The 26,503-nt window shown below is 41.6% G+C and carries 25 protein-coding genes and 1 pseudogene; 23 read left to right on the top strand and 3 right to left on the bottom strand.

All coding sequences use genetic code 11. The annotated features are described in order from the left end of the window. Positions 1 to 2: 2 nt before the first annotated feature. From SR187_RS10135 to nusB, 5 genes and pseudogenes are all read left to right on the top strand, one after another. Positions 3 to 122, top strand: a pseudogene (locus SR187_RS10135) (DNA cytosine methyltransferase); the annotation flags it as partial. Between the two features lie 126 nt (positions 123 to 248). Next, a complete protein-coding gene (locus SR187_RS07975; protein ID WP_120172113.1) occupies positions 249 to 1,313 on the top strand; it encodes a M24 family metallopeptidase in 1,065 nt (354 codons plus the stop codon). Positions 1,314 to 1,791: 478 nt separating this feature from the next. Beyond that, positions 1,792 to 2,349: an elongation factor P gene (efp, locus tag SR187_RS07970; RefSeq protein ID WP_024533058.1), complete on the top strand. Its 558-nt coding sequence runs from the start codon at positions 1,792 to 1,794 to the stop codon at positions 2,347 to 2,349. Positions 2,350 to 2,376: 27 nt separating this feature from the next. Beyond that, a complete protein-coding gene (locus SR187_RS07965; protein WP_024533059.1) occupies positions 2,377 to 2,769 on the top strand; it encodes an Asp23/Gls24 family envelope stress response protein in 393 nt (130 codons plus the stop codon). Next, positions 2,759 to 3,178 carry a transcription antitermination factor NusB gene (nusB, locus tag SR187_RS07960; RefSeq protein WP_120172111.1) on the top strand — a complete coding sequence of 140 codons (420 nt, stop codon included), beginning with the start codon at positions 2,759 to 2,761 and terminating at the stop codon, positions 3,176 to 3,178. Before SR187_RS07965 ends, nusB begins: the two co-directional genes overlap by 11 nt. 230 nt (positions 3,179 to 3,408) lie before the next feature. Here the strand turns inward: nusB and SR187_RS07955 are convergent, their stop codons facing one another. Both SR187_RS07955 and SR187_RS07950 read right to left on the bottom strand, forming a co-directional pair. Next, positions 3,409 to 4,374, bottom strand: a complete 966-nt coding sequence (locus SR187_RS07955; protein WP_120172110.1) for a LacI family DNA-binding transcriptional regulator — start codon at positions 4,372 to 4,374, stop codon at positions 3,409 to 3,411. Continuing rightward, entirely contained in the window at positions 4,355 to 5,809 is a 1,455-nt protein-coding gene (locus SR187_RS07950; protein WP_120172108.1) for a sucrose-6-phosphate hydrolase, read from the bottom strand. Before SR187_RS07950 ends, SR187_RS07955 begins: the two co-directional genes overlap by 20 nt. 203 nt (positions 5,810 to 6,012) lie before the next feature. On the opposite strand from SR187_RS07950, the gene SR187_RS07945 reads away from it, so the two are divergent. The 5 genes from SR187_RS07945 (at position 6,013) to alr (ending at position 13,444) form a co-directional block, all read left to right on the top strand. Further along, positions 6,013 to 7,908: a sucrose-specific PTS transporter subunit IIBC gene (locus tag SR187_RS07945; protein WP_120172107.1), complete on the top strand. Its 1,896-nt coding sequence runs from the start codon at positions 6,013 to 6,015 to the stop codon at positions 7,906 to 7,908. Positions 7,909 to 8,094: 186 nt separating this feature from the next. Continuing rightward, entirely contained in the window at positions 8,095 to 8,988 is an 894-nt protein-coding gene (gene scrK, locus SR187_RS07940) for a fructokinase ScrK (RefSeq protein ID WP_024532491.1), read from the top strand. 277 nt (positions 8,989 to 9,265) lie between these two features. Beyond that, positions 9,266 to 11,791, top strand: a complete 2,526-nt coding sequence (gene secA / locus SR187_RS07935; RefSeq protein WP_120172105.1) for a preprotein translocase subunit SecA — start codon at positions 9,266 to 9,268, stop codon at positions 11,789 to 11,791. Between the two features lie 197 nt (positions 11,792 to 11,988). After that, positions 11,989 to 12,348: a holo-ACP synthase gene (gene acpS, locus SR187_RS07930; RefSeq protein WP_024532489.1), complete on the top strand. Its 360-nt coding sequence runs from the start codon at positions 11,989 to 11,991 to the stop codon at positions 12,346 to 12,348. Next, positions 12,341 to 13,444, top strand: a complete 1,104-nt coding sequence (gene alr, locus SR187_RS07925) for an alanine racemase (protein ID WP_024532488.1) — start codon at positions 12,341 to 12,343, stop codon at positions 13,442 to 13,444. The genes acpS and alr overlap by 8 nt, the downstream gene beginning before the upstream one ends. A 274-nt stretch (positions 13,445 to 13,718) precedes the next feature. On the opposite strand, the gene SR187_RS07920 is transcribed toward alr, so the two are convergent. Next, the gene (locus tag SR187_RS07920; protein WP_120172104.1) at positions 13,719 to 15,080 is read right to left on the bottom strand and encodes an aspartate kinase; all 1,362 of its coding nucleotides are present in this window, start codon (positions 15,078 to 15,080) and stop codon (positions 13,719 to 13,721) included. Positions 15,081 to 15,650: 570 nt separating this feature from the next. On the opposite strand from SR187_RS07920, the gene SR187_RS07915 reads away from it, so the two are divergent. The 13 genes from SR187_RS07915 to SR187_RS07855 all read left to right on the top strand — a co-directional run bounded on the left by SR187_RS07915 (position 15,651) and on the right by SR187_RS07855 (position 26,485). Next, positions 15,651 to 16,442 (top strand): enoyl-CoA hydratase, encoded by a 792-nt coding sequence (locus SR187_RS07915; RefSeq protein WP_120172102.1) that lies wholly within the window; start codon positions 15,651 to 15,653, stop codon positions 16,440 to 16,442. Positions 16,443 to 16,519: 77 nt separating this feature from the next. Then, complete coding sequence (fabT, locus tag SR187_RS07910; RefSeq protein ID WP_120172100.1) at positions 16,520 to 16,954, top strand: fatty acid biosynthesis transcriptional regulator FabT; 435 nt, start codon at positions 16,520 to 16,522, stop codon at positions 16,952 to 16,954. Then, positions 16,951 to 17,928, top strand: coding sequence for a beta-ketoacyl-ACP synthase III (locus SR187_RS07905; RefSeq protein WP_120172098.1), 978 nt, complete (start codon positions 16,951 to 16,953; stop codon positions 17,926 to 17,928). The genes fabT and SR187_RS07905 overlap by 4 nt, the downstream gene beginning before the upstream one ends. A gap of 61 nt (positions 17,929 to 17,989) precedes the next feature. Then, positions 17,990 to 18,214, top strand: a complete 225-nt coding sequence (locus SR187_RS07900; RefSeq protein ID WP_024532483.1) for an acyl carrier protein — start codon at positions 17,990 to 17,992, stop codon at positions 18,212 to 18,214. 239 nt (positions 18,215 to 18,453) lie between these two features. Beyond that, on the top strand, positions 18,454 to 19,419 hold the full coding sequence (gene fabK / locus SR187_RS07895) for an enoyl-[acyl-carrier-protein] reductase FabK (RefSeq protein WP_120172097.1): 966 nt from the start codon (positions 18,454 to 18,456) through the stop codon (positions 19,417 to 19,419). A 2-nt stretch (positions 19,420 to 19,421) separates the two neighbouring features. Then, a complete protein-coding gene (fabD, locus tag SR187_RS07890; protein ID WP_120172095.1) occupies positions 19,422 to 20,339 on the top strand; it encodes an ACP S-malonyltransferase in 918 nt (305 codons plus the stop codon). A 9-nt stretch (positions 20,340 to 20,348) separates the two neighbouring features. Next, entirely contained in the window at positions 20,349 to 21,083 is a 735-nt protein-coding gene (gene fabG / locus SR187_RS07885; protein WP_024532480.1) for a 3-oxoacyl-[acyl-carrier-protein] reductase, read from the top strand. 130 nt (positions 21,084 to 21,213) lie between these two features. After that, complete coding sequence (gene fabF / locus SR187_RS07880) at positions 21,214 to 22,449, top strand: beta-ketoacyl-ACP synthase II (RefSeq protein ID WP_120172093.1); 1,236 nt, start codon at positions 21,214 to 21,216, stop codon at positions 22,447 to 22,449. Position 22,450: 1 nt separating this feature from the next. Next, positions 22,451 to 22,924, top strand: coding sequence for an acetyl-CoA carboxylase biotin carboxyl carrier protein (gene accB / locus SR187_RS07875; RefSeq protein ID WP_120172092.1), 474 nt, complete (start codon positions 22,451 to 22,453; stop codon positions 22,922 to 22,924). Next, positions 22,921 to 23,343: a 3-hydroxyacyl-ACP dehydratase FabZ gene (fabZ, locus tag SR187_RS07870; RefSeq protein WP_024532477.1), complete on the top strand. Its 423-nt coding sequence runs from the start codon at positions 22,921 to 22,923 to the stop codon at positions 23,341 to 23,343. The genes accB and fabZ overlap by 4 nt, the downstream gene beginning before the upstream one ends. Before the next feature lie 117 nt (positions 23,344 to 23,460). Beyond that, on the top strand, positions 23,461 to 24,834 hold the full coding sequence (locus SR187_RS07865) for an acetyl-CoA carboxylase biotin carboxylase subunit (RefSeq protein WP_024532476.1): 1,374 nt from the start codon (positions 23,461 to 23,463) through the stop codon (positions 24,832 to 24,834). Between the two features lie 14 nt (positions 24,835 to 24,848). Further along, a complete protein-coding gene (gene accD / locus SR187_RS07860; protein WP_120172090.1) occupies positions 24,849 to 25,715 on the top strand; it encodes an acetyl-CoA carboxylase, carboxyltransferase subunit beta in 867 nt (288 codons plus the stop codon). Next, positions 25,712 to 26,485 carry an acetyl-CoA carboxylase carboxyl transferase subunit alpha gene (locus SR187_RS07855; RefSeq protein WP_120172088.1) on the top strand — a complete coding sequence of 258 codons (774 nt, stop codon included), beginning with the start codon at positions 25,712 to 25,714 and terminating at the stop codon, positions 26,483 to 26,485. Before accD ends, SR187_RS07855 begins: the two co-directional genes overlap by 4 nt. Positions 26,486 to 26,503: the final 18 nt, after the last annotated feature.

Raw genomic sequence — 26,503 nt, 5'->3', positions numbered from 1 at the left:
AAAAATTAGCCGAAGGCTCTAGTGTAGACGTATCCGATAAAATGCGTATGTTCTTTATGGGAAATGCTCTCGTAACTGAAATCGTACGAAAAATTGGAGAGTATATAAAAGTATTGGATTAGTGAGAGATTCCATTTCTCTGTAACATACTTAAAACAGTCGCTCTAGCGGCTTTTTTGTCTGCTGATAATAATTGGTGTTTAGATTTATTTCTGCTATAATAATTACAAAATCTTTGGAGGAATACGATGCAAAAAAGACTTGAAAAATTTGAGAGCAAGCTAGCCCAGTCAGAAGTTGATGGGATTTTAGTGACAGGACAGAATAATATCTACTACCTAACCGGTTTTTGGGGGACAGAGGCGACTGTCTTCATCAGTGGTAGGCGCCGTTTGTTTGTGACAGATGCTCGTTATATCTTGATTGCCAAAGCGACAGTGCATGATTTTGACATCATTGATAGCCGTTTTGCCCTTGAAGAGATTGCAAAGGTGATTAAGGAAGATGGGCTTGAAACCATTGGTTTTGATAGCGAAGTGACCTATAGCTTCTATCAGAGCTTGACCACTGTGTTTGCAGATTACCAATTAGTTGCCATGTCTCACTTTATCGAAGATTTGCGTATGATTAAGGATGAAAAAGAAATAGCTGCAATTCGTCGTGCTTGTCAGATTTCAGATCAGGCTTTTGTAGATGTATTGGATTTTATCAAGCCTGGTCAGACGACAGAGATGGATGTCAATCATTTTCTTGATTACCGTATGCGTCAGCTCGGAGCAGAAGGAGCTTCTTTTGAGTTCATTGTAGCATCTGGCTATCGTTCTGCCATGCCGCATGGACGAGCATCTGATAAGATGATTCAGTCAGGCGAGACCTTGACGTTGGATTTTGGTTGTTACTATCAGCACTATGTGAGTGATATGACACGAACCATCCATATCGGTCATGTGACAGACCAAGAGCGTGAGATTTATGATGTAGTCTTACGTGCCAATAAGACCTTGATTGAGCAAGCCAAGGAAGGTATCACCTATCGTGACTTTGATCGTATTCCGCGTGAGATCATTAGTGATGCAGGCTACGGTGCCAACTTTACGCATGGTATTGGGCATGGTATGGGCTTGGATGTCCATGAGTACCCCTATTTTGGAAAATCTGATGAAACCATCAAGGCAGGCATGGTTCTGACAGATGAGCCAGGAATTTATTTGGATAATCAATACGGTGTTCGTATTGAGGATGACCTTCTCATTACGGAAATTGATTGTGAAGTCTTGACTTTAGCACCGAAAGAATTGATTGTTTTGAAGTAACGAAGGAAGACTCTCATGGGCAAAGCAAAATGAATGCAGTGGTCTATGATGGCTTGATGTCAATAAGCTAGAACATAACTAGCTAATATTTTTACGGATGATAGTTATTATACTGAATCTCGTGAATCAGTTTATCAAGGAATCAAGTAAGTAAAAAGTGAGTTTTATGATTGGAATCAAAGAGGAAGGGAAGGAGAATGGAGGCTGCAATGTAGCTTGGGAAAGGGACATGTGGTTCTCAATAGCATTTTTCTGATACCCGATGAAAAAGGATATAGTATAACGATTGCTGATTTTGAAGGTGATAAAATCAAAAAATTGCTAGAATTTCGATCCGATCCAAACCATTTTAATCCCTACTCTTTCTGAAAGGCAGACGTATCCTTTTCCATGATATAAGACTAGTAAAGATTTGAGAATCTTGCTGTTTTATGGTAGAATGAAACGAATAAATTATTTTTGCGAGGTAAAATGTTACATGATTGAAGCAAGTAAACTTAGAGCGGGAATGACGTTTGAAACGGAAGGTAAGTTGATTAAGGTCTTAGATGCAAGTCACCATAAGCCGGGCAAAGGAAACACTATCATGCGTATGAAATTACGTGATGTGCGTACAGGTTCTACGTTTGATACGACCTACCGTCCAGATGAAAAATTTGAGCAAGCGATCATCGAAACTGTTCCAGCTCAGTACCTTTATCAAATGGATGACACTGCTTACTTCATGAACACTGAAACCTATGATCAGTATGAAATTCCGGTGGCAACTATCAAGGAAGAATTGCTTTACATTTTGGAAAACTCAGATGTGAAAATTCAGTTCTATGGGACAGAGGTAATTGGTGTGACTGTACCGACAACCGTTGAATTGACAGTTGTTGAGACGCAGCCATCCATTAAGGGGGCGACTGTGACAGGTTCAGGTAAGCCAGCTACTATGGAAACAGGTCTTGTGGTAAACGTGCCAGACTTTATCGAAGTAGGACAAAAACTCGTCATCAACACAGCAGAGGGAACTTACGTTTCACGCGCTTAAACGTTTCCTCTTGAGAAAGGAGAGCTCATGACAACAGAATATCAAGGTGAGATTGTTATTGCGCCTCGCGTACTTGAAGTAATTACAGGTATTGCCGCAGCTAAGGTTGACGGAGTACACTCGCTTCAAAATAAGCGTGTAGCAGATAGTTGGTCAAAAACATCATTGAATAAGGGTGTCTACCTTCAGACTGACGAAGAAGGTAGAGTGATTGCAGATATTTATGTCTACCTAGAGTATGGTGTAAATGTCCCTGCTGTATCTATGGAAATTCAGCGTGCGGTTAAGGTAGCGGTATATAATTATGCGGAAGTCCAAGTGACTGCAGTTAATATCCATGTTAACGGTATTGTTCCTGATAAAACGCCAAAACCAGCATTGAAAGATTTGTTCGGAGAGGATTTCCTTGATGAAGAATAACAGACATGCCTTGCGTAAGTGTGCTTTGCAGGCAATCGTATCGCTAGAATTTGGTCAAGAACCAGTTCAAGCAGCTCAATTTTCCTATCTTTATGATAAAGAGGAAGAACAGGATGGGGTTGAAATTCCACTCTTCCTGCTCAATCTTGTAAATGGTGTAGCAGATTATCGCGAGGAACTGGATAAGGAATTATCCAGTCGACTGAAAGCCGGATGGACCCTAGACCGATTGACCCTGATTGATAAGAACATTATGCGATTGGGATTGTTTGAAATCTCGTATTTTGAGGAAACACCGGATCGTGTAGCGGTCAATGAAGCTATTGAACTAGCTAAAGAATTTTCAGATGAAGCTTCAGCTAAGTTTGTCAATGGCGTTTTGAGTCAATTTATAAAAGAAGAAGCCTAGCTGAAAAGAACCTCCTTATAAGAACAGTATAGTACTTTTTATACTGTCCATTATAAGGGGTTCTTTTCATAGCTGGGCTTCTTTTTTGTACTCTGCTCAGTTATCCTAATAAGCTGCTTATTAGAATGCCGTAAATCCCCTTAACTTGAATCGTTATTTGAGATAGTTGAGGGAATGGTATTTTAAGCATAAAAACCTGCTACTCAGCACAAACAGGTAGCAGGTTTTCATTAGACACTAGATCCAGCCAATAATGAAATGGGAAGGATGTAGTCGGTTTTGCTTAATTTTTTCCCTTCAATTTTGTCTATCAAGAGATCAACCAGTAATTGAGCAATTTCAGCTAGCGGTTGTTTAATGGTTGTAAGCTGAGGATAGTAGCTTTCGATAAAACTCGTTCCATCGTAGCCGATGAGCTTGATGTCTTTTGGAATAGATAGTTCCAGTGAGCGGGCGACATTCCAAACCAACATGGCTGTGGCATCTCCAGATACAAAGATTCCATCGGGTTTATGTTTTTCTATAATAGTTCGAATTTCCATCTCTTTTCGGATAGGAGAGAAATCACTCGATATGTGAAAAACCTTAGCTTTGCTCAGGATGGAAGTGAAGCCGATCTGCCGTAGACCTGTTGGTGAATTGGAATCATCGTTGCCAGTGATCATTAGAGGATTGCGACAACCGACTTTTTGTAAGGTTTGCGCAGCCAAGACTCCACCAGAAAAATTATCAGAAGAAACGATTGGAATAGATGGTGAAAGATTGCGATCAAAGGCAATAATGGGGGCCATAACGCGATCATAGTCCTGAATGTTTAAATTGTGGCTACCAGAAATAATTCCATCAACCTGATTAGCGGCTAGCATTTCCAAGTATTCGCGTTCCTTATCGGACTCATGCTGGCTATTACAGATAATCGTTTTGTAACCTCGGTCAAACAATTCTTTTTCCAGAAGTCCAATCAACTCAGAGTAAAAAATATTGTTAATTGTAGGAAAGATAAGTCCTACTAATTTTGCTGATTTACCCTGTAAGCTGCGAGCTAGGTTATTGGGTTTATATCCCAATTCTCGCATCGCCTCTTCAACATTGCGGATGGTTTTTTCAGATAGATACCCTTTTTTATTGATAACACGTGAGACCGTTGTCGGGCTAACACCGGCTAATTGTGCGACATCAGTTAGTTTTGCGACCATAATCTAAATGGTAGTAGGTTCCGGTTGGATTGCCAGCAGTAATAGCAATACCATTTTGATCCGCATCTGGAAAGACACGACCAGAAAATACTTTTTCTCCTTTATTGATAAAGATTTCAAAGACAGATTTGTCTATGAAGATAGTGGCAGCAATGGCTCCTGCTTCAACCTCACAAGAGCGTTTCGTCCCGAAGTCAAGAGCAAACGGTTGACCACAGTTGCCACGCTCTAAGGTGATTTTCCCCTTCTCAGTATCCACTTGCAAGACCAATCCTTTGTTTTTCTCATTTGCGAATAACACGATTTCATGTTGGCTATTGGCTGCAAAGTGCAACTCCAATTCGTAAATATTATTGGTTTCCTTCTGCGAAGCAAATGGAAGAGCTTCTTGTCGAAGACTGGTGATAGCTTCAACAGGGTACTGGTAAAGCTTTCCATCCTTGATAGACAACTCTTTTACCAATGACAAACAACCTTGGTAATCATAAGCGTCTGTGGGATATTCGACATCTGGCAATGCTAGCCAGCTGATAGATAGGACTCGCCCATCGGGGGCATTAAAGAGCTGTGTTGCGTAGCACTCAAAACCATCATCAAGTTTGAACAACTCACTCGGATCGATAATGGTGGCCGTCTCCGGGTCAAAGCTTTGTCCGATCTTGTACATATTTGGATAAATGTTTCCGTAGTCCAAAACAGACTTATCCAGACCTTGTGGACAGTAGAGGAGGATAGGTTGCTCACCGACAAAGGCAATGTTAGGGCATTCCATCATATAAGCGGTCCCATCATTAGCAAAATCCAAATCACCAACGAAAGACCAGTCAAGGTAGCTATTATTTTCAGCTTTATATAGCTTAACAATTCCCTTTTTATTCAAATTTTGTCCGCCAACAATGGCATAATATTGCCCTTTGTAGTTGAAGATTTGCGGATCACGGAAATGATCGGTCGTATCTTCCGGTTGGTCAATCAGAATCCTATCTAATTTTTCAATCTTACCGTCTTTATCCATCAAAGCACCGATTTGGTAAGGATGGCGGATCCAGTTTTCATCACGAACGTTTCCTGTATAAAAAAGAAAGAGTTTGTCACCAAATTCCATGGCAGAACCAGAGTAGGCTCCGTGGCTATCAAGTGGTGTATCAGGATAGATAATTGTTCCAGTTTTTTCAAAGTGGACTAGATCGGTTGATTCGGTATGAACCCATGATTTGAGACCGTGAGCTGCACCAAATGGAAAGTATTGGTAAAAAAGGGTCCATTTTCCATTGAAATAGGAGAAGCCGTTGGGGTCATTTAAAAGTCCGTGTGGTGGCTCAATATGAAAATGGGTTCTCCAAGGGGAGCTATCTGTATTTTTTTTTATTTTTTCAATATGTTCGGGTGTCCAGTCAGCATAAGCTCTGTAGCGTTCCTCTGTTGTAAATGCCATCATTTTCTCCAACTATTTCTAAAAGTTCACATAATATAGTAAACGGTTTCTTGTGAAAAATCAAGTTTTAACAGTATTTTTAATAAAATTATAAAAAAATATGATAAACGTTTGACATATTTTATAAAAGTGATATAATTGAAACATCGAAAGTTTAAAAACGCTTTCAAAAAACAAAAAGGTTAATAAGGAGATTTTGCAAGATGAATAATACAGAAATTGCAAAAAAAGTCATTGACGCTCTTGGTGGACGTGAAAATGTGCGTAGTGTTGCCCACTGTGCGACTCGTCTTCGTGTGATGGTCGTCGATGAAAGTAAAATTGATAAGGATACAGTTGAAGAAATTGAAAAAGTACAAGGTGCTTTCTTTAACTCTGGTCAATACCAAATCATCTTTGGTACAGGTACAGTAAACAAAATCTACGACGAAGTTGTAGCCTTAGGTCTTCCAACTTCATCAACTTCTGAACAAAAAGCAGAAGCTGCTAAGCAAGGAAACTGGTTCCAACGTGCGATCCGTACTTTTGGTGATGTCTTTGTTCCAATCATCCCAGCTATCGTAGCAACAGGTCTTTTCATGGGACTTCGTGGTATGTTTGCAGCCTTTGGAATGCCTTTGGAAGGCGATATAGCTACTTATTCTCAAATCTTAACAGATACAGCCTTCATTGTATTGCCAGCTTTGGTAGTATGGTCAACCTTCCGCGTATTCGGTGGAAATCCAACAATCGGTATTGTTCTTGGTATGATGTTAATTGCTGGTCAATTACCAAATGCTTGGGATATTGTTTCTGGTAAAGATATTAAACCAATGGAATTCTTCGGATTTATCCCAGTTGTTGGTTTGCAAGGTTCAGTGTTGCCTGCTTTCATTATTGGTTTGGTTGGTGCAAAGTTTGAAAAGGTTGTCCGTAAAGTGGTTCCAGATGTCCTTGACCTCTTGGTAACACCATTTGTAACTCTTTTAGTAATGTCTATCCTTGGACTCTTTGTGATTGGTCCAGTTTTCCACGTTGTTGAAAACTACATCTTAGCTGGTACAAAAGCTCTCCTAGCTTTACCATTTGGTTTAGGTGGCTTGCTTATCGGTGGTATTCACCAAGTTATCGTGGTTTCAGGGGTTCACCATATCTTTAACATGCTTGAAATCCAATTGACAAGTAGCTCATTAGCGGAGACTGGTATGGCTGCTAACCCATTCAATGCTATTATTACAGCAGCGATGACAGCACAAGGTGCAGCTACTGTTGCAATTGGTGTGAAAACGAAGAATGCTAAGTTGAAAACTCTTGCTTTCCCTGCAGCTCTTTCTGCCTTCCTCGGTATTACTGAGCCAGCAATCTTCGGTGTCAACTTACGTTTCCGTAAGCCATTCTTCCTTTCATTGATTGCTGGTGCTATCGGTGGTGCCTTTGCTTCAATTCTTGGCCTTGCTGGTACAGGTTCTGGTGTTACAATTATCCCAGGTGCCACATTATACGTTGAAAATGGTCAATTGCTTCAGTATATCCTCATGGTAGCTGTGTCATTTGCTCTTGGTTTTGCCTTGACATACTTCTTTGGTTATGAAGATGAGGAAAAAGATGTAAAAAAGCCTAGTGTCCTTGTAGCAGAAACTCCAGTAACAACTGTTGCAGAAGTAGCTGAAGAAACTCTTCTATCTCCACTTTCAGGCGATGTAGTTGCGCTTGAAACTGTCAATGATCCAGTATTCTCTTCAGGTGCTATGGGGAAAGGCTTGGCTGTTAAGCCAACTGAAGGTCTTGTTTATGCACCAGCAGATGCAGAAGTGACGATCGCTTTTGAAACTGGTCATGCTTATGGTTTGAAAACAGCTTCAGGTGCGGAACTCCTAATCCATATTGGTATCGACACAGTTTCGATGAATGGTGATGGTTTTGAAAAACTGGTTGCAGCCGGTAGCAAGGTAAAAGCAGGTGATCCAATCGCTAAATTTGATGCAGCTAAGATTGCGGCAGCAGGTTTGGATGACACAACGATGGTTATCGTGACAAATACAGCCGATTTTGCAGAAGTAACCCCACTTGCTCAAGGTACCATTAGCTATGGTGGAGACTTCTTGAAAGTTGTAAGATAATCTTAGGCTCTCTTTCATTTCTTATTTATCATCCTATTTAGATCGACTTGTCCAACTACGACCTGTTATCTAGTACGGAAGGTAAGATGAAAGACTAGAAAATAATTTAGAAGAGGGCTTCATGCCTTTTTCTGCTGTTTCTTTCTATGATATAAAACAAAAAGAAAAAATTGGGGAGACAATCAAATGACGAAACTATACGGTAGCTTGGAAGCTGGCGGAACAAAGTTTGTTTGTGCGGTAGGTGATGAGAACTTCCAAATTATTGAGAAAACACAATTTCCAACGACAAGTCCCTATGAGACGATTGAGCGTACGGTAGAGTTTTTTAAACGCTATGAGGAGCGTCTGGCAGGTATTGCTATCGGTTCATTTGGACCGATTGACATTGATCAAAATTCCCAGACCTACGGTTACATCACTTCGACACCAAAACCACACTGGTCTAATATTGACTTACTTGGTTTGATTGCTAAGGAATTTACTATTCCATTTTACTTTACGACGGATGTAAATTCTTCTGCCTTCGGTGAAGCCTTGGTGCGTAAAGGTGTGAACAGTCTAGTTTACTACACAATTGGTACAGGAATTGGTGCAGGCGCTATACAAAATGGAGAATTTATCGGAGGAATGGGGCACACAGAAGCAGGTCATACCTACGTAGCCCTTCACCCCTATGATGTTAAACATGAATTTAATGGTGTTTGTCCATTCCACAAGGGATGTCTGGAAGGGATGGCAGCAGGTCCATCCCTTGAGGGACGTACAGGTATCCGTGGTGAAATGATTGAACTCAATTCAGATGTATGGGATGTGCAAGCTTATTACATTGCTCAAGCAGCGGTGCAAGCGACCCTCCTTTATCGCCCTCAAGTCATTGTATTTGGTGGTGGCGTGATGGCGCAAGAACATATGCTGAATCGTGTCCGCACGAAATTTGTTGGCTTGATGAATAACTATCTACCAATCCCAGATGTGAAGGAATATATTGTTACTCCAGCCGTTGCTGAGAATGGTTCTGCTACTCTCGGTAACTTTGCCTTGGCAAAACAAGTTGCTGAAAGGATGAATAGAATCTGATTTTAAGCCAGCCTGTGAAGTTGATAAAATGAAGGAAGTTAGGGATGAATTGTTCCCTGACTTTTTTGTTTTATACGAGGAAACGAATATTGGAATTCAAAGTTTATATTGTCGATCAGATGAGAGTAAAAAGTAGAGTACGCTTCTTTCCCCCCATTCTAGTTAATTCATCGTACTTTTATCTAAGAATAACATGTATCCTAATGCCAAACCTTGAAAATTGCCTCGTTTTCTGCTACAATATATTATTGACTAAAACTGAAATAGGATGAAATGTATGGTAACAAATGTACTTCGTTCTCTCGTTGAAAATGATAAGGGAGAGCTGAGAAAACTAGAAAAAATGGCAGACAAGGTCTTATCGTATGCCGATAAAATGGAAGCCTTGACTGATGAACAACTACAAGCTAAGACAGCAGAATTTAAAGAACGCTATCACAATGGTGAGTCCTTGGACGATCTCTTGTATGAAGCTTACGCGGTAGTACGTGAGGGAGCTAGACGTGTGCTAGGACTCTACCCATATAAAGTTCAGGTTATGGGAGGAATTGTTCTTCACAATGGGGATGTTCCAGAAATGCGTACAGGTGAAGGTAAGACTTTGACTGCAACTATGCCCGTGTACTTGAATGCCTTGTCTGGTCAAGGGGTGCATGTAGTAACGGTTAACGAATATCTATCTACTCGTGATGCGACCGAGATGGGTGAATTGTACTCATGGCTAGGACTATCCGTTGGTATTAACTTGGCTGCCAAGTCACCATTAGAAAAGCGTGAAGCCTACAACTGTGATATTACTTACTCGACCAACTCAGAAATTGGTTTTGATTATCTCCGTGATAATATGGTCGTTCGCGCCGAGGATATGGTGCAACGTCCTCTCAACTACGCTTTGGTCGATGAGGTAGACTCTATCTTGATTGATGAAGCTCGTACCCCTTTGATTGTATCGGGAGCACAGGGATCAGAAACCAACCAACTGTATTTCTTGGCAGATAATCTAGTTAAGTCCTTGGCGACAGAAGATTACATTATTGATGTTCCTTCTAAGACAATCAGTTTGTCTGACTCAGGTATCGACAAGGCAGAAAAGTTTTTCAAGCTTGATAATCTCTATGATATTGAAAATGTAGCGATTACTCACTTCTTGGATAACGCCCTTCGTGCTAACTATATCATGACCTATGATGTAGACTACTTGGTAAATGAAGACCAAGAGGTAATGATTATCGATCCATTTACAGGTCGTACTATGGAAGGTCGTCGCTATTCTGATGGACTCCACCAAGCAATCGAAGCCAAAGAGGGAGTTCCGGTTCAGAATGAGTCTAAGACAAGTGCCTCCATCACCTACCAAAATCTTTTCCGTATGTACAAGAAGTTAGCTGGGATGACTGGTACCGGTAAGACGGAAGAAGAAGAGTTTCGTGAAATTTACAACATTCGTGTTGTACCAATTCCAACCAACCGTCCGATTGCCCGTATTGACCATGAAGATTTACTTTATCCAAATTTGGAATACAAGTTTAATGCAGTTATCGCAGATGTGAAGAGACGCTATGAAAAGGGGCAACCTGTTCTAGTTGGTACAGTAGCTGTTGAAACTTCTGATTTGATTTCACGCAAACTGGTAGCTGCTGGCGTTCCTCACGAGGTCTTGAACGCAAAAAACCACTATCGTGAAGCACAAATTATCATGAATGCAGGTCAGCGTGGTGCTGTGACGATTGCGACCAACATGGCTGGACGTGGTACAGACATCAAGCTGGGGCCTGGTGTACGTGAGCTTGGTGGTCTATGTGTTATCGGTACAGAGCGCCATGAAAGTCGTCGTATTGACAATCAGCTTCGTGGTCGTTCGGGCCGTCAAGGTGATCCAGGTGAGTCGCAATTCTACCTATCCCTTGAAGATGACTTGATGAAGCGCTTTGGTTCAGAGCGAATCAAGGTATTTATGGAACGAATGAACTTGACAGAAGAAGAATCTGTTATCAAGTCTAAAATGTTGACACGTCAGGTTGAGTCAGCTCAGAAGCGTGTTGAAGGAAATAACTATGACTCACGTAAACAAGTCCTTCAATATGATGATGTGATGCGTGAACAGCGTGAAATTATCTATCGTCAGCGCCAAGACGTTATTACAGCAGATCGTGATTTGGCTCCTGAAATTAAGTCTATGATTAAACGGACAATCGAACGTCAGGTAGAGAGTCATTTCCTCAGCTCAAAAGCAGAAGCAGTTGAAGGAATTATCAAATTTGCTCATGCAACCTTGGTTGAAGATGATACGTTAAGTGTGGAGGCCTTTGAAGCACTCAATCAGAAAGAAATCATCGAAGAATTGTATCAACGTGCTTTGAAAGTCTACGATTCACAAGTTAAGAAGCTCCGTGATGAAGAACGTGTACGTGAATTTCAAAAAGTTCTCATTCTTCGTGTTGTGGATAACAAGTGGACAGATCATATTGATGCCTTGGATCAATTGCGTAATGCAGTCAGTCTTCGTGGTTATGCTCAAAACAACCCAATTGTTGAGTACCAATCAGAAGCCTTTATGATGTTTAATGACATGATTGGGGCAATCGAGTTTGAAGTGACTCGTCTGATGATGAAGGCGCAAATTCACGACAATATCGAACGTGAACGTGCAAGCCAAGAGGCTCATACCACAGCTGTTAAGAATATTATGCCGGCTCAGTCTAAGACTGTTCAGGAGAATGTATCTTTTGAGGGTGTGGAGCGAAACAATCCTTGTCCATGCCAGTCTGGTAAGAAATTTAAAAATTGTCACGGCCGCAAATAGGAATGACAAAAGGACTGGACGGCTATCCAGTCCTTTTCCAGTTGCTCTCTTGTCAGTATGCTGTTGATTTGCTTGATTTCAGATATTGTCTGTATAAAAATGTGCAATCAACTATATAGTTGTGACACTTTGTGAGTGATGTAGTGCTGGATTGCCTTCATTTTGCAGAGTATAAAGTAATAAAAGGAGACCTATCAATGATAGTAGGACATGGAATAGATCTTCAGGAAATAGATGCTATCGACCGCGCCAGACTCAGGCATACAGAGTTTCCAAAAAAGATTCTCACAGAAAGAGAATTGGAGAGGTACCAAAGTTTGCACGGTCGCCGTCAGTTAGAATATTTAGCTGGTCGTTGGGTAGCAAAGGAAGCATTTTCTAAGGCTTGGGGAACAGGCATTGGAAAGTTAGGATTTCAAGATATTGAAGTTTTAAATACTAGCAAGGGAGTTCCTTATATAGCAAAAAGCCCCTTTAATGGGCAAATTTGGATTAGTATTAGTCATTCGGGAAATTTTGTACAAGCCAGTGTCATTTTGGAGGAGAAAGATGATTGAAAGTGAACATCGACCCACACGGGTTCGAGTTAATTTGGACGCCATTGCAGGAAATTTAGAACAAGTCATGACGAACCTACCACCTAAAACGGAAGCTTTTGCAGTAGTTAAGGCAAATGCCTACGGTCATGGAGCTGTCGCTGTAGCGAAAAAGCTCTCAAATCAAGTGGCTGGTTTCTGTGTATCAAATTTAGATGAGGCTTTAGAATTACGTCAGGCAGGTATTGAGCACCCCATACTTATTTTAGGTGTGGTACCTGTACGATTTTTGTCCCTTGCTCATCAACTGAATATTAGCATCACAGTTGCAAGTCTAGCATGGCTGGAAGAGACGAAGCAGTTAGAGTTAGACCTATCAGGACTGACTGTTCATTTAAAGATTGATACAGGGATGGGGCGGATTGGTTTTAGAAGTGTAGAAGAACTGCTACAGGCTATAGACTTGTTAGATGAGTTGCAGTACGATGTTGAAGGCATCTTTACCCATTTTGCAACGGCTGATGAAGTGGAACAGGCTCATTTTCATCAGCAGCTATCTAAGTTTAAAGATTACCTAGCCGCTATTCCCTTCACTCCTCGCTGGATACATGCAAGTAATTCGGCAGCAAGTATTTGGCATGCGGAGACGGTTTTTAATCTGGTCCGTTTGGGGGATATTCTCTACGGTTTAAATCCAAGCGGTCGGATCTTAGAACTTCCTTTTGAAGTGCAGCCGGCTCTGGCACTGGTTTCGGAGATTATTCATATCAAGCAGATTGAAGTTGGTACAACGATTGGTTATGGGGGGACTTATGAGAGTCAAGAACCAGAATGGATTGCCACAGTTCCGATTGGCTATGCAGATGGTTTAGTTCGCAATTTACAAGGCTACTGTGTCCTAGTTGATGGTCAACGCTGTGAGATTGTAGGGCGCGTTTCAATGGACCAAATCACTATCCGCTTGCCTCAAGCCTATCCTTTAGGGCAACCGGTTACTCTTATTGGTCAAGATGGAAATTCTACCATATCTGTTCAAGATTGGGCTGATTATATAGGCACCATAAACTATGAAGTGGTTTGTCTCCTGACGGATCGCTTACCACGAATGTTTGAGTAGCTATAAAATGGACTGGAAATAAAAAGATGGTTATGAAAAGCCCCACGTATAAAGTAGTATATAACTTTTTATACTATCCATTATAAGTGAAGTGGTTTTTCTATAACAACTTTCTTTTACTACCAACCCTCATAATCCGATACATAAAGAAAAAACGAACAATACCTGGTTTTATGGTTCTTAAAACCTATGGTATTATCCGTTTTTTTTTTTTTAATATTTTAGGAGCAGTCTCCTTCTAGTTCAGTTTTATTGATGGAAGCTCTATAAGCTCTTAGTTTTTAGTGAAAAAGGCTTTGTAAAGAGCATGTAGGGCACGTTCTTTCTCCTCAGTCTTGACAACGAACATAACAGAAACTTCACTTGCTCCTTGGGAAATCATAGCTAAGTTAACATTCTGTTTGGAGAGGGCAGTTGTGGCAGTGGCGGTTACGCCGACATGGCTCTTCATGTTTTCGCCAACAATCATGATGATAGAGAGATCATGTTCGATTTCTGCCTTATCAACTTCCAACTTTGTCTTGAGCTGACGAAGAATTTCTTCTTCTTTTATAGGAGTTAATTCGCGCTCACGAAGGACGATAGATAGATCATCAATACCAGTTGGCATATGCTCCCAACGGATATTTAACTCTTCAAGAATTTGAAGGACCTTGCGACCAAAGCCAACTTCACGGTTCATCAAGTACTTAGACATGTTGATGCTGACGAAGTTATCATCAGCAGCTATACCGACAACAGGTACAGTTTTCTCAGTATCTGAATGTTTATGGACAACCTGAGTACCGGGGTGGCTTGGATTGTTGGTATTTTTTATGACTAGGGGGATACGACCTCGGTATGCAGGTAGAAGTGCCTCGTCGTGGAGAACAGAAAATCCTGCATAGGCTAGTTCTCGCATTTCACGATAAGTTAGTTCCTTGATGGAATGAGGCTTGTTGATAATTCCTGGATGGGCAACGAAGATGCCATCTACATCTGTAAAGTTTTCATAGAGATCAGCTTTTACTCCAGCAGCAACGATAGAACCTGTGATGTCTGAACCACCACGAGAGAAGGTACAGATTTCATTGTTTACAGTGACGCCAAAGAAGCCTGGAATGATGAGAACCTCGTCTGCATTGCGAAGTTCTTCAATCTTATCATAACTGGAAGGAAGAATACGAGCATTTCCCGGTTCGGAACTGACGATAATACCAGCCTTTTTTGGATGTGTATAGCGAGCTGATAGACCCTTATGGGTAAAATATTCAGCAATCAATTTGGCGTTATTATCTTCACCAGCAGCTAAAAATGAGTCATAAAGAAATTCGTTGTCATCAATTGGAAGAGTTGCTAAGGAAATGATACTGTCAGTGATTTTCTTCATGCTTTTGGCAGTGAAGCCCAGTTCATCAACCATGGCTTGGTAGCGGTTGATAATCCATTCTTGACTGGCTGTAACATCTTTACCGCTGACGTACTCTTTGTAGTACTTGATTAAAGCGTCGGTAACCTTAGTATCTTTTGCATTGCGCTTTCCAGGAGCAGATACAACAACGAAACGACGTTCAGGATCCGATTGAACAATGTTGAATACCTTTTCCAACTGACTTGCAGAAGCTAGTGAGCTTCCGCCAAATTTGACAACTTTCATTCCTATCTCCTTGGACATTTTTTTCTATTATAGCAGAATGAGGAGGAATTGTCAGTATGTTCAGATAGGTGTTTTTGAGAATAGTACTAAAAAACGAATGAAATTTTACGCTATTTTCAGAAAGCGAGCGGCATTTTTTGTGAAATTTGACGATAAAGAAGTGAAAGTATGACGAAAACCATTATTATAGCGGAGATAGTGTGAGATATAAAACTTATGTTATTTTCATCATTTAAGTCAAGATTTTGTTCATAAAGATGTGGAATTGGAGTTTTTGTCAGTTGCAGGAAAAATTCGGTTATAGGATAGAAAGTATTTTGGAGGTACAGGCATAGAGTGGTTGAGTAGCTCTGTATTTTTCGAGTGAGTTGGCAGTAGTTGCTATTGAGACTGTTTCCAAGATCACTATATCTTTAAAGATAAGATTACTCCTGCTAGTTTTTCGGATGTCACACTTTATATTTTGGAAAAGAGTGACAATTCTAAAAATTATGTTACAATGGAAGACAAAGATTTGAAGTTTGAAGTTCAAATATTTTAATGTTCAAACTATTTTGAAAGGAGGCTTGTATGACTTACCAAACAATTCGCTATGAAGTAATTGAGTCGCTAGCTATTTTAACCTTGAATCGACCTGAAGTGGCGAATGGTTTCAATATTTCCATGTGTAGGGAAATATTGGAGGTGATTGACCTTGTAGAACGTGACGCTTCCGTCAAAATGCTGCAAATTCAGGCTCAAGGATCAGTTTTCTCAGTCGGAGGAGACTTAGTGGAGATGAAAAGAGCTGTTGATGAAGATGATATTGTCTCCTTGGTAAAAATAGCAGAGCTGGTGAATGATATTTCTTTTGCTATCAAAAAGTTGCCTAAGATTGTGCTCATGGTGACAGATGGGGCAGTAGCAGGGGCAGCAGCTAACATGGCTGTTGCGGCTGATTTTGTCATCTCATCTAGCAGAACAAAATTTATCCAAGCTTTTGTTGGTGTCGGGCTAGCCCCAGATGCAGGAGGACTGTTTCTCCTTAGTCGTGCTATTGGGGTTAATCGAGCTACTCAATTAGCCATGACTGGTGAAGGGTTATCGGCTGATAAAGCATTTGAGTATGGAATTGTTTATAAGTTAGCCGAACCGGAAAAACTAGATAGAACAGTTGCTCAAGTCGTAAAGAAGCTTTTGCGTGGTTCAATAAACTCTTACGCTGCCATCAAGCAACTGTCTTGGGAGGCGCAATTCAAAGATTGGGAGTCCTACCGTCAATTGGAATTGGACGTGCAAGAGACTTTGGCTTTCAAAGAAGACTTCAAAGAGGGCGTTCGAGCCCACGCGGAGCGACGTCGCCCCATCTTTACTGGTAGCTAATTATATAGTAGAAAAAAATTTGACAATTTGGGGTCTGATGGTTTATACTTTGGCTATCAAAAAGAAGGAGTCCTATTTTGCAAGACCCAGTAGTAAATGAATACTTAACGGCTATTTTTAACAATGTGTTGGTGATTGAGGAAACAACTCTACGCGGTAGCCGATTTAAAGATATTTCTATAAAGGAAGTTCATACCATTGATGTGATAGGTAATATTGACGGTGCGACACCGACCGATATTGCTCGTGCTTTAATGGTGACTCTGGGTACTGTAACAAGCAGCCTTAATAATTTGGAACGTAAGGGATACATTGAGCGCATCCGTTCGATTAAGGATAAGCGTGTTATCCATCTATACTTGACAAAGAAAGGCCGTTTGGTCTATCGTCTACACCAGCGTTTCCATAATGAGATGGTCAAGCAGATTACAGATGGTATGGATAAAACAGAGTACGAGGCTATGAAAAGAGGACTCGTTAAGCTCTATTGCTTCTTGGAGGATTTGAAATGAGAACCTATGCTAAAATCAGTCAGGTGGCCCACTATCTTCCTGAGAAGATTGTGACCAATGATGATTTGGCTCAACTGATGGATACTAGCGATGACTGGATTCGTAGTCGCACAGGTATCCGACAAAGACATGTTGCTATTGAGGAAACAACTAGTGACTTGGCTAGTCAGGTGGCTAGGCAGTTATTGGAGAAAGCTCAATTAGATGCTAATGACATCGACTTTATTATCTTAGCGACTATTACCCCAGATTCTTCTATGCCATCAACAGCAGCCTTAGTTCAGGAGAAAATTGGAGCTAAGCGAGCTTTTGCTTATGATCTTGTTGCAGCTTGCTCTGGATTTGTCTTTGGACTGTCTACGGCTGAAAAGTTGATTGCATCAGGAGTTTATAAGAGGGGAATTGTCCTTGGAGCTGAAGTTCTGTCAAAAGCGGTTGATTGGTCCGATCGTTCAACTGCGGTTTTATTTGGGGATGGTGCAGGAGGTGTTTTGTTGGAAGCGAGCACTCACCCTAGTTTTTTGTCAGAAATCTTGCGGACAGATGGAGGCCGAGGGGCTAGTTTGACAGCAGGTATTCATCAAGAGGGAACGCCTTTTTCCCCTAAATCATTCCATGAACCTCATATTAGGATGGAAGGACGATCTATCTTCGAATTTGCAACCAGAGATGTCACAGCAACAATGGCGGAGCTATTGGATCAGTATGGAATGTCAGCCGGACAAGTAGACTATTTCCTACTTCATCAAGCGAACATCCGTATATTGGATAAGATGGCTAAAAAATTGGGAGTTAACCGAGACAAATTCCCTGCTAATATGGATAAGTATGGTAATACCAGTGCAGCGAGTCTACCTATCCTTCTGTCGGAATGTGTAGAAGAAGGTATACTGCGTTTAGATGGCAGTCAGACCGTTGTTATGACTGGTTTTGGTGGAGGTCTCACATGGGGAACTCTACTCTTACAACTTTAGTTAATTCTTTGCCATAGGCAAGATTAAAATATTTATTTTTTAAAAAAAGGAGAAACATATCATGGCAGTATTTGAAAAAGTACAAGAAATCATCGTTGAAGAGTTGGGCAAGGAAGCTGAGGAAGTGACCCTTGCGACCACGTTTGAAGATTTAGATGCAGATTCATTGGATCTTTTCCAAGTTATCTCTGAAATTGAAGACGCATTTGATATTCAAATTGATACAGAAGAGGATTTGACAACTGTTGGCGATTTGGTTGCTTACGTTGAAGAAAAAACAAAATAATACTCTCTAAAAATCAACTGTTATGACATGGCTACTGGTTAGTTAGGTTGGCTGATAGTTGATTGAATAATGAGTGACTGATATGAAAAATGCTCAAGGGCGTTTTTCATAAGACAGATACTTTGATAGTCAAAACATTAAATATGCAAAGTATTTAAAGTGAGGGCTGAGGCTCTCACTTGTTTAGCTAATAATTTGATATTCAAATGATTAGTTAAGCAAGAAAGAACGAGGGAACGATGAAAACTAAAATAACAGAATTACTCAATATTGATTATCCAATTCTCCAAGGAGGTATGGCTTGGGTAGCGGATGGTGATTTAGCTGGTGCGGTATCAAATGCAGGTGGTTTAGGAATTATTGGCGGTGGGAATGCCCCTAAAGAGGTCGTTAAAGCCAACATTGATAAGGTTAAATCAATAACAGATAAACCATTCGGTGTGAACATCATGCTTTTATCACCGTTTGCGGATGATATTGTGGATTTGGTTATTGAAGAAGGTGTAAAAGTTGTAACGACTGGTGCGGGAAATCCTGGTAAATACATGGAGCGTCTGCATGCGGCGGGGATTATAGTCATCCCTGTTGTACCGAGTGTGGCGCTTGCTAAACGCATGGAACGACTGGGTGTTGATGCTGTTATTGCAGAAGGAATGGAAGCCGGTGGGCATATTGGGAAGTTGACAACTATGACTCTGGTTCGTCAGGTCGTTGAAGCTGTTTCTATTCCCGTCATTGCTGCTGGCGGTATTGCAGATGGTGCAGGAGCAGCTGCGGCTTTCATGTTGGGAGCAGAAGCAGTCCAGGTAGGGACTCGTTTTGTGGTAGCTACGGAGTCTAATGCTCACCAAGCTTATAAGGATAAGATTATCAAAGCTAAGGATATTGATACAACTATTTCTGCTTCTATCGTTGGACACCCAGTCCGTGCCATAAAAAACAAGCTATCCTCGGCCTATGCAGCTGCTGAGAAAGAGTTCTTAGCAGGAAACATTTCTGTAGAGACGATTGAAGAATTGGGGGCGGGAGCGCTTCGCAATGCGGTAGTGGATGGTGATGTCGTCAATGGTTCTGTCATGGCTGGACAAATTGCTGGTTTGGTATCTAAGGAGGAAACGTGTGAAGAGATTTTGAAAGACATTTACTACGGTGCTGCAAAAGTCATTCAAAATCAAACCAATCGCTGGGCTTCAGTGGGTGAATGAAAATGACAAAAATAGGCTTTTTATTTGCAGGTCAGGGTGCACAAACAGTGGGTATGGCTCGTGACCTGTATGAAAATTATCCAATTGTTCAAGAAACCTTTGATACAGCTAGTCATGTCTTGGGATACGATATTCGAGATTTGATTGATCATCAGGAAGAAAAACTCAATCAGACCCGCTATACTCAACCTGCAATTTTAACAACCTCCATTGCTATTTATCGTATCTTAGCTGAGCATGGGATTGAGCCAGACATGGTTGCTGGTCTATCCCTAGGTGAGTATTCAGCCTTGGTGGCAGCAGGCGTTCTTTCTTTTGAAGATGCAGTCGGTTTGGTTGCCAAACGAGGTGAGTATATGGAGACTGCTGCGCCGGCTGGTACTGGTAAGATGGTTGCTGTCCTCAATGCAGATGCTCATTTGATTGAGCAAATTTGTTCGACAGTTACCTCTGGTATTGTTTCACCAGCCAACTATAATACACCTGCTCAAATCGTAATCGGTGGAGAGGTAGCTGCGGTTGATGAAGCAGTAGAAGCGCTAAAAGAAGCAGGAGTAAAACGAATGATCCCCCTCAATGTATCTGGTCCCTTCCATACTGCACTTTTGAAATCGGCTTCTGAAAAATTGGCTCAAGCATTAGAGCGGGTTGAGTTTTCAGATTTTCAGGTGGAGTTGGTTGGAAATACAGAAGCCAAGGTTATGAGAAAAGAAGAAATCAACTCTCTCTTGACTCGTCAGGTGATGGAGCCCGTTCGCTTCTATGAGTCTATTGGGACTATGCAAGCTGCTGGTGTGACAAAGTTTATCGAAATCGGGCCAGGGAAGGTTTTATCCGGTTTCATCAAGAAAATTGATAAGGCTGCGGATGTCGTAACAGTTGAAGATACAATTAGCCTACAGGCATTACTAAATAAATAAGGAGAAATCATGGAACTTACTAAAAAAAATGTTTTTGTAACTGGCTCAAGTCGTGGTATCGGCTTAGCTATTGCTCATAAATTTGCAAGTTTAGGAGCTAATGTTGTTCTAAACGGTCGTGGGCAACTGGGACAAGATATCCTAGATGGTTTTGCGAACTATGGAGTGAAAGTCGTTGCTATTTCTGGTGACATTTCTAGCAGTGCGGATGCAAAGCGCATGGTAGCAGAAGCGGTTGAAGTCCTAGGGAGCGTGGATATTTTGGTGAATAATGCAGGGGTTACCAAGGATAGTATGGCTCTTCGCATGACAGAGGAAGATTTTGACAGTGTTCTCAAAATCAATTTGACAGGAACCTTTAATATGACACAGGCTGTCTTGAAGCCAATGACGAAGGCACGTGAAGGGGCTATCATCAATATCTCCAGTGTATCTGGTCTGGTTGGGAATGCCGGACAGGCCAACTATTCTGCTTCAAAAGCAGGTGTGATTGGTTTCACAAAAGCGATTGCCCGTGAAGTTGCTGGTCGCAATGTTCGCGTTAATGCAATTGCTCCAGGTTTTATCCAGTCAGATATGACAGATGTTTTATCGGATAAGATTAAAGAAACTATGACAGCGCAGATTCCTATGAAGCGCTTTGGTTTAACAGAAGAAGTAGCCGATGTTGCAGTTTTTCTTGCCAAGCAAGAATATCTAACTGGACAGGTGATCGCCGTAGACGGTGGTCTGACGATGCAATAATCTATACTCTGCGAAAATCAAAACTATAGATGTAAGTTAGCTTTGATGATTCTTACTTTATCTGTGCTTAGTTTTCCCGTCTATTTTGACGTTTCTTGAGTATCTAGTTTTTCCTTAGAAAGGATTTGAAATGACAAAAATAAATCGTGTAGTGGTAACAGGCTACGGTCTGACGTCTCCAATCGGTCACACCCCAGACGAGTTCTGGAATAGTTTAAAGACAGGGCAAATTGGTATTGGAAAGATTACCAAATTTGATACGAGTGAATACAGTGTGCATAATGCAGCGGAATTGAAGGACTTCCCTTTTGATAAATACTTTGTTAAAAAGGATACCAACCGTTATGATAACTATTCTCTCTATGCCCTTTATGCAGCAAAAGAAGCGGTTACGAATGCTCAATTAGATACAGAAACTGTGGATAGCGATCGTTTTGGTGTTATTTTATCAACAGGTATTGGTGGTATTTTAGAAATTGAAGAGCAGGTTGCGCGGATGAACGAAAAGGGACCAAAACGTATTCGTCCCATGGCTCTTCCGAAGGCCCTGCCAAATATGGCTGCTGGTAATATTGCTATGCAGGTTGGTGCAAACGGTATCTGTAAGTGCGTCATCACTGCTTGCGCTTCTTCTAATAATGCTATAGGTGAGGCTTTCCGGGAAATTAAATTTGGTTTCCAAGATGTGATTTTAGCGGGTGGAGCAGAAGCAGCCATTACACCATTTGCAATCGGTGGTTTCCAAGCTTTGACAGCTTTATCTACGACAGAAGATTCCACACGAGCATCTATCCCATTTGACAAGGAACGCAATGGTTTTGTCATGGGTGAAGGGGCCGCTGTCTTGGTGCTAGAGAGCCTGGAGCATGCAGAAGCACGTGGGGCAACTATTCTAGCAGAAATCGTTGGATATGGAAATACCTGCGATGCCTACCACATGACTTCTCCTAATCCAGAAGGTTTGGGGGCAATCAAAGCGATGAAATTGGCTGTATCTGAGGCAGGTCTTGAACCATCTGACATTGATTATATCAATGCGCATGGAACCTCCACACTTGCCAATGAAAAAGGCGAGAGTCAGGCAATCGTGTCAGTGTTTGGCACAAAGACACCCGTTTCTTCTACAAAGTCCTTTACAGGTCATCTACTGGGAGCTGCTGGTGCTATTGAAGCTGTTGCGGTGATTGAGTCTATGCGTCATTCTTACATACCAAAGACAGCGGGGACGACAGAGTTGTCCGAAGACATTGAGGCAGATATTGTTTATGGTCAAGGTCGTGAGCTAGAAATTCGTCACGCTCTTTCAAATACATTTGGTTTTGGAGGTCACAACTCGGTTATCGCCTTCAAGCGCTGGGAGGGTTAATGTGAATATTACAGAAATCAAAGACTTGATGAGTCAGTTTGATCAATCCAGTTTGCGTGAATTTTCGTATGTCAATGCTGAGGAAAATCTGTATTTCAGTAAAAATCATATTTCAGCTTCAACAAGTACTCCCACTGCTGAAGCTACTGTTGCTCCAGTGATGGCAGCTTCGACACCAGTACAGACTACAAATAATGCTCCAGAGGTTGCCATGGAAACTAATATAGCCCCGTCTGCAGAAGGGACCGTTGTTGAAAGTCCATTGGTTGGTGTCGCTTATCTGTCTCCAGCACCAGATAAACCTACCTTTGTAGCAGTAGGTGATACGGTTAAAAAAGGTCAGACACTTATGATTATCGAAGCGATGAAGGTTATGAATGAAGTGCCAGCAGACCGCGATGGTGTGGTAACAGAAATTCTAGTTGCCAACCAAGATGTTGTTGAATTTGGACAAGGATTGGTACGTATCAAATGATTGATATTTTAAAAATAAAAGAAGCACTTCCTCATCGTTATCCTATGCTCTTGGTTGATCGGGTACTTGAAGTATCAGAGGATGAGATTGTAGCTCTCAAAAATGTAACCATCAATGAACCATTTTTTAATGGACATTTTCCGACTTATCCTGTTATGCCTGGGGTTCTCATCATGGAGGCTTTGGCACAGACAGCGGGGGTATTGGAGTTGTCCAAGGAAGAAAACAAGGGCAAATTAGTTTTCTATGCAGGTATGGACAAGGTTAAGTTTAAAAAACAAGTTGTTCCAGGAGATCAACTGATTATGACAGCCAAATTTGTCAAACGTCGTGGAACGATTGCGGTCGTTGAGGCTAAAGCAGAGGTAGATGGGAAATTGGCTGCTTCTGGGACGTTGACCTTTGCTATTGCTGATTAAGCCTAGCTGGTTCATTGGTATTGTCGTCTGCTATTTCCTACCTTGATAGCTTTCTCACTTTCTGGTTTGGAATAGTAAAATAAGTGACTATACCATTCAAAAAAGGAGTTTGGTTTCATGTTTGAAAAGATTTTAATTGCCAATCGTGGTGAAATTGCGGTGCGAATTATTCGCGCAGCAAGAGAGTTAGGAATTGCTACTGTGGCTGTTTACTCGGAGGCTGATAAGGAAGCTCTTCATACCATGTTGGCGGATGAAGCAGTTTGTATTGGACCTGCACGCTCAGTGGATTCCTATCTCAATATGCAGGCTGTTATCTCTGCTGCTGTTGTGACTGGAGCGCAAGCTATTCATCCAGGATTTGGATTTTTGAGTGAAAATTCCAAATTTGCAACTCTTTGTGAAGAAGTGGGAATCAAATTTATCGGCCCGTCAAGTGATATTATGGATACCATGGGGGATAAAATCAATGCTCGTACGGAAATGATAAAGGCACAGGTGCCTGTTATTCCCGGGTCGGATGGAGAAGTTCTAACCAGCCAAGAAGCCCTTGAGATTGCAGAGAAGATTGGCTATCCTGTCATGCTTAAGGCTTCAGCAGGAGGAGGGGGAAAAGGGATTCGGAAGGTGGAAAAAGCCGAAGATCTTGTTCCGGCTTTTGAATCTGCTTCTCATGAGGCCAAGGCAGCTTTCGGTAATGGTGCTATGTATATGGAGCGAGTGGTTTACCCAGCTCGTCATATTGAGGTGCAAATTTTAGCAGACCAGCACGGTCATGTAATTCATTTAGGTGAGCGAGATTGCTCCTTACAGCGCAATAATCAGAAGGTCTTAGAAGAAGCGCCATCCATTGCTATTGGTCAGACCATGAGGGAGCGTATCGGACAAGCTGCGGTTCGAGCAGCTCGGTCGGTTGGCTATGAAAATGCGGGAACTATTGAGTTTTTGTTGGATGAAACTAGCGGAGAGTTTTACTTCATGGAAATGAATACGCGGGTGCAGGTCGAGCATCCCGTAACAGAGTTTGTAACTGGTGTGGATATTGTCAAGGAGCAAATCAAGATTGCAGCAGGGCAAGCACTCAGCGTTTGTCAGGAAGATGTGGTGATTAGAGGGCATGCGATGGAATGCCGCATTAACGCTGAAAACCCTGCCTTTCATTTTGCTCCAAGTCCGGGAAAAATTTCCAATCTCTACCTGCCAAGTGGAGGAGTAGGTTTGCGTGTTGATTCAGCAGTTTATCCCGGTTATACCATTCCACCTTACTATGATTCTATGATCGCTAAGGTGATTGTGCATGGAGAAAATCGTTTTGAAGCTCTCATGAAAATGCAGCGTGCTCTATATGAGCTGGAAATTGATGGTGTAGTTACCAATACGGATTTCCAGTTGGATTTGATTTCTGACAAACGTGTGGTAGCAGGTGATTATGATACAGCCTATTTGATGGAGGAATTCTTACCTCGCTACCAAGAAGAATTAAAGAAATAAACTAGGAGAAAATGATGGCTTTGTTTCGTAAAAAGGACAAATATATCCGCATCAACCCGAATCGTTCACGGATAGAAACGGCAGTTCAAACAAAGCCGGAGGTGCCAGATGAGCTTTTTTCTAAATGCCCTTCCTGTAAGGACATTTTGTATAAGAAGGATTTGGGACCGGAGAAGATTTGTCATCATTGTTCTTACAATTTTCGGATTACAGCTCAGGAACGCCTATCTTTAATAGTGGATGAGGGCTCTTTTGAGGAGTTGTTTACAGGTATAGAGACAACAAATCCACTGAATTTCCCTAATTACTTAGAAAAATTAGCTGAAAACCGTGAGAAGACAGGACTGGATGAAGCTGTTCTAACAGGACTAGCAAGAATTGGAGGACAAAAGGTTGCGCTTGGAATTATGGATTCTAATTTTATCATGGCTTCAATGGGAACGGTGGTTGGAGAAAAGATTACTCGCCTTTTTGAATTAGCTATCGCAGAGCAGCTTCCAGTCGTCCTCTTCACAGCTTCTGGTGGTGCCCGTATGCAGGAAGGGATTATGAGCTTGATGCAGATGGCAAAAATTTCTGCGGCTGTCAAACGTCATTCCAATGCCGGTCTTTTTTACCTAACTGTTTTGACAGACCCAACAACAGGTGGAGTGACTGCTAGCTTTGCAATGGAGGGAGACATCATTTTAGCAGAACCACAGACTCTGATTGGTTTTGCTGGTCGGCGCGTGATTGAGTCTACGGTCAGAGAAACTCTGCCAGATGATTTCCAACGAGCTGAATTTTTGCAAGCGCATGGTTTTGTTGATGCTATTGTTAAACGTCAGGATTTACCAACTACGATTGGCAAGTTGCTTAGAATTCATGGAGGTAGCAAATGACTAGTGATGTCGCACGCATGATACGCTTGGCAAGAGATCAGGCTCGCTTGACAACTTTAGACTATGCCACGCAATTATTTGATGATTTCATGGAGCTGCATGGTGATCGCAATTTTCGTGATGATGGAGCGATTGTTGGTGGTGTCGGTTTTTTAGAAGGCCAGCCAGTGACGGTCATCGGTATCCAAAAAGGGAAGAACCTGCAAGAAAATCTCAAAAGAAATTTTGGTCAACCTCATCCGGAAGGTTATCGAAAGGCGCTTCGCCTCATGAAGCAGGCAGAAAAGTTTGGTCGTCCTGTTATTACCTTTATCAATACTGCGGGAGCCTATCCAGGTGTGGGTGCAGAGGAGCGTGGACAAGGTGAAGCCATCGCTCGTAATCTCATGGAAATGAGTGATCTCAAGGTGCCTATCATTGCTATTATCATTGGAGAAGGTGGCTCAGGAGGAGCCCTTGCTTTGGCAGTAGCTGATCAGGTCTGGATGTTAGAAAATTCGATGTACGCGGTTCTTAGTCCCGAAGGTTTCGCCTCTATTCTATGGAAAGATGGCAATCGAGCTATGGAAGCTGCTGAACTTATGAAAATCACTTCCTACGAACTAGAGAAACTCCAAGTAGTTGATCGGGTAATTCAGGAAAATGGCAGAGCTGTTAAGGAAGTCTTGGCAGACATCAAGAAACATCTGCTGAGTCAGTTGGCTCACCTACAAACCCTACCATTAGAGCAATTATTGGAAAATCGTTATCAAAGATTTAGAAAATACTAGGATATTGCCTAGTGTTTT

The sequence above is a fragment of the Streptococcus ruminantium genome (assembly GCF_003609975.1).
Lineage (GTDB): Bacteria > Bacillota > Bacilli > Lactobacillales > Streptococcaceae > Streptococcus > Streptococcus ruminantium.
This window is presented reverse-complemented; position numbering and strand designations above follow the sequence as displayed.

Bases quoted from the DNA above. Each gene is read 5' to 3' on its own strand.
- SR187_RS07975 (WP_120172113.1), top strand. From the start codon at position 249: ATGCAAAAAAGACTTGAAAAATTTGAGAGCAAGCTAGCCCAGTCAGAA.
- efp (WP_024533058.1), top strand. From the start codon at position 1,792: ATGATTGAAGCAAGTAAACTTAGAGCGGGAATGACGTTTGAAACGGAA.
- SR187_RS07965 (WP_024533059.1), top strand. From the start codon at position 2,377: ATGACAACAGAATATCAAGGTGAGATTGTTATTGCGCCTCGCGTACTT.
- nusB (WP_120172111.1), top strand. From the start codon at position 2,759: ATGAAGAATAACAGACATGCCTTGCGTAAGTGTGCTTTGCAGGCAATC.
- SR187_RS07955 (WP_120172110.1), bottom strand. From the start codon at position 4,374: ATGGTCGCAAAACTAACTGATGTCGCACAATTAGCCGGTGTTAGCCCG.
- SR187_RS07950 (WP_120172108.1), bottom strand. From the start codon at position 5,809: ATGGCATTTACAACAGAGGAACGCTACAGAGCTTATGCTGACTGGACA.
- SR187_RS07945 (WP_120172107.1), top strand. From the start codon at position 6,013: ATGAATAATACAGAAATTGCAAAAAAAGTCATTGACGCTCTTGGTGGA.
- scrK (WP_024532491.1), top strand. From the start codon at position 8,095: ATGACGAAACTATACGGTAGCTTGGAAGCTGGCGGAACAAAGTTTGTT.
- secA (WP_120172105.1), top strand. From the start codon at position 9,266: ATGGTAACAAATGTACTTCGTTCTCTCGTTGAAAATGATAAGGGAGAG.
- acpS (WP_024532489.1), top strand. From the start codon at position 11,989: ATGATAGTAGGACATGGAATAGATCTTCAGGAAATAGATGCTATCGAC.
- alr (WP_024532488.1), top strand. From the start codon at position 12,341: ATGATTGAAAGTGAACATCGACCCACACGGGTTCGAGTTAATTTGGAC.
- SR187_RS07920 (WP_120172104.1), bottom strand. From the start codon at position 15,080: ATGAAAGTTGTCAAATTTGGCGGAAGCTCACTAGCTTCTGCAAGTCAG.
- SR187_RS07915 (WP_120172102.1), top strand. From the start codon at position 15,651: ATGACTTACCAAACAATTCGCTATGAAGTAATTGAGTCGCTAGCTATT.
- SR187_RS07905 (WP_120172098.1), top strand. From the start codon at position 16,951: ATGAGAACCTATGCTAAAATCAGTCAGGTGGCCCACTATCTTCCTGAG.
- SR187_RS07900 (WP_024532483.1), top strand. From the start codon at position 17,990: ATGGCAGTATTTGAAAAAGTACAAGAAATCATCGTTGAAGAGTTGGGC.
- fabK (WP_120172097.1), top strand. From the start codon at position 18,454: ATGAAAACTAAAATAACAGAATTACTCAATATTGATTATCCAATTCTC.
- fabD (WP_120172095.1), top strand. From the start codon at position 19,422: ATGACAAAAATAGGCTTTTTATTTGCAGGTCAGGGTGCACAAACAGTG.
- fabG (WP_024532480.1), top strand. From the start codon at position 20,349: ATGGAACTTACTAAAAAAAATGTTTTTGTAACTGGCTCAAGTCGTGGT.
- fabF (WP_120172093.1), top strand. From the start codon at position 21,214: ATGACAAAAATAAATCGTGTAGTGGTAACAGGCTACGGTCTGACGTCT.
- fabZ (WP_024532477.1), top strand. From the start codon at position 22,921: ATGATTGATATTTTAAAAATAAAAGAAGCACTTCCTCATCGTTATCCT.
- SR187_RS07865 (WP_024532476.1), top strand. From the start codon at position 23,461: ATGTTTGAAAAGATTTTAATTGCCAATCGTGGTGAAATTGCGGTGCGA.
- accD (WP_120172090.1), top strand. From the start codon at position 24,849: ATGGCTTTGTTTCGTAAAAAGGACAAATATATCCGCATCAACCCGAAT.
- SR187_RS07855 (WP_120172088.1), top strand. From the start codon at position 25,712: ATGACTAGTGATGTCGCACGCATGATACGCTTGGCAAGAGATCAGGCT.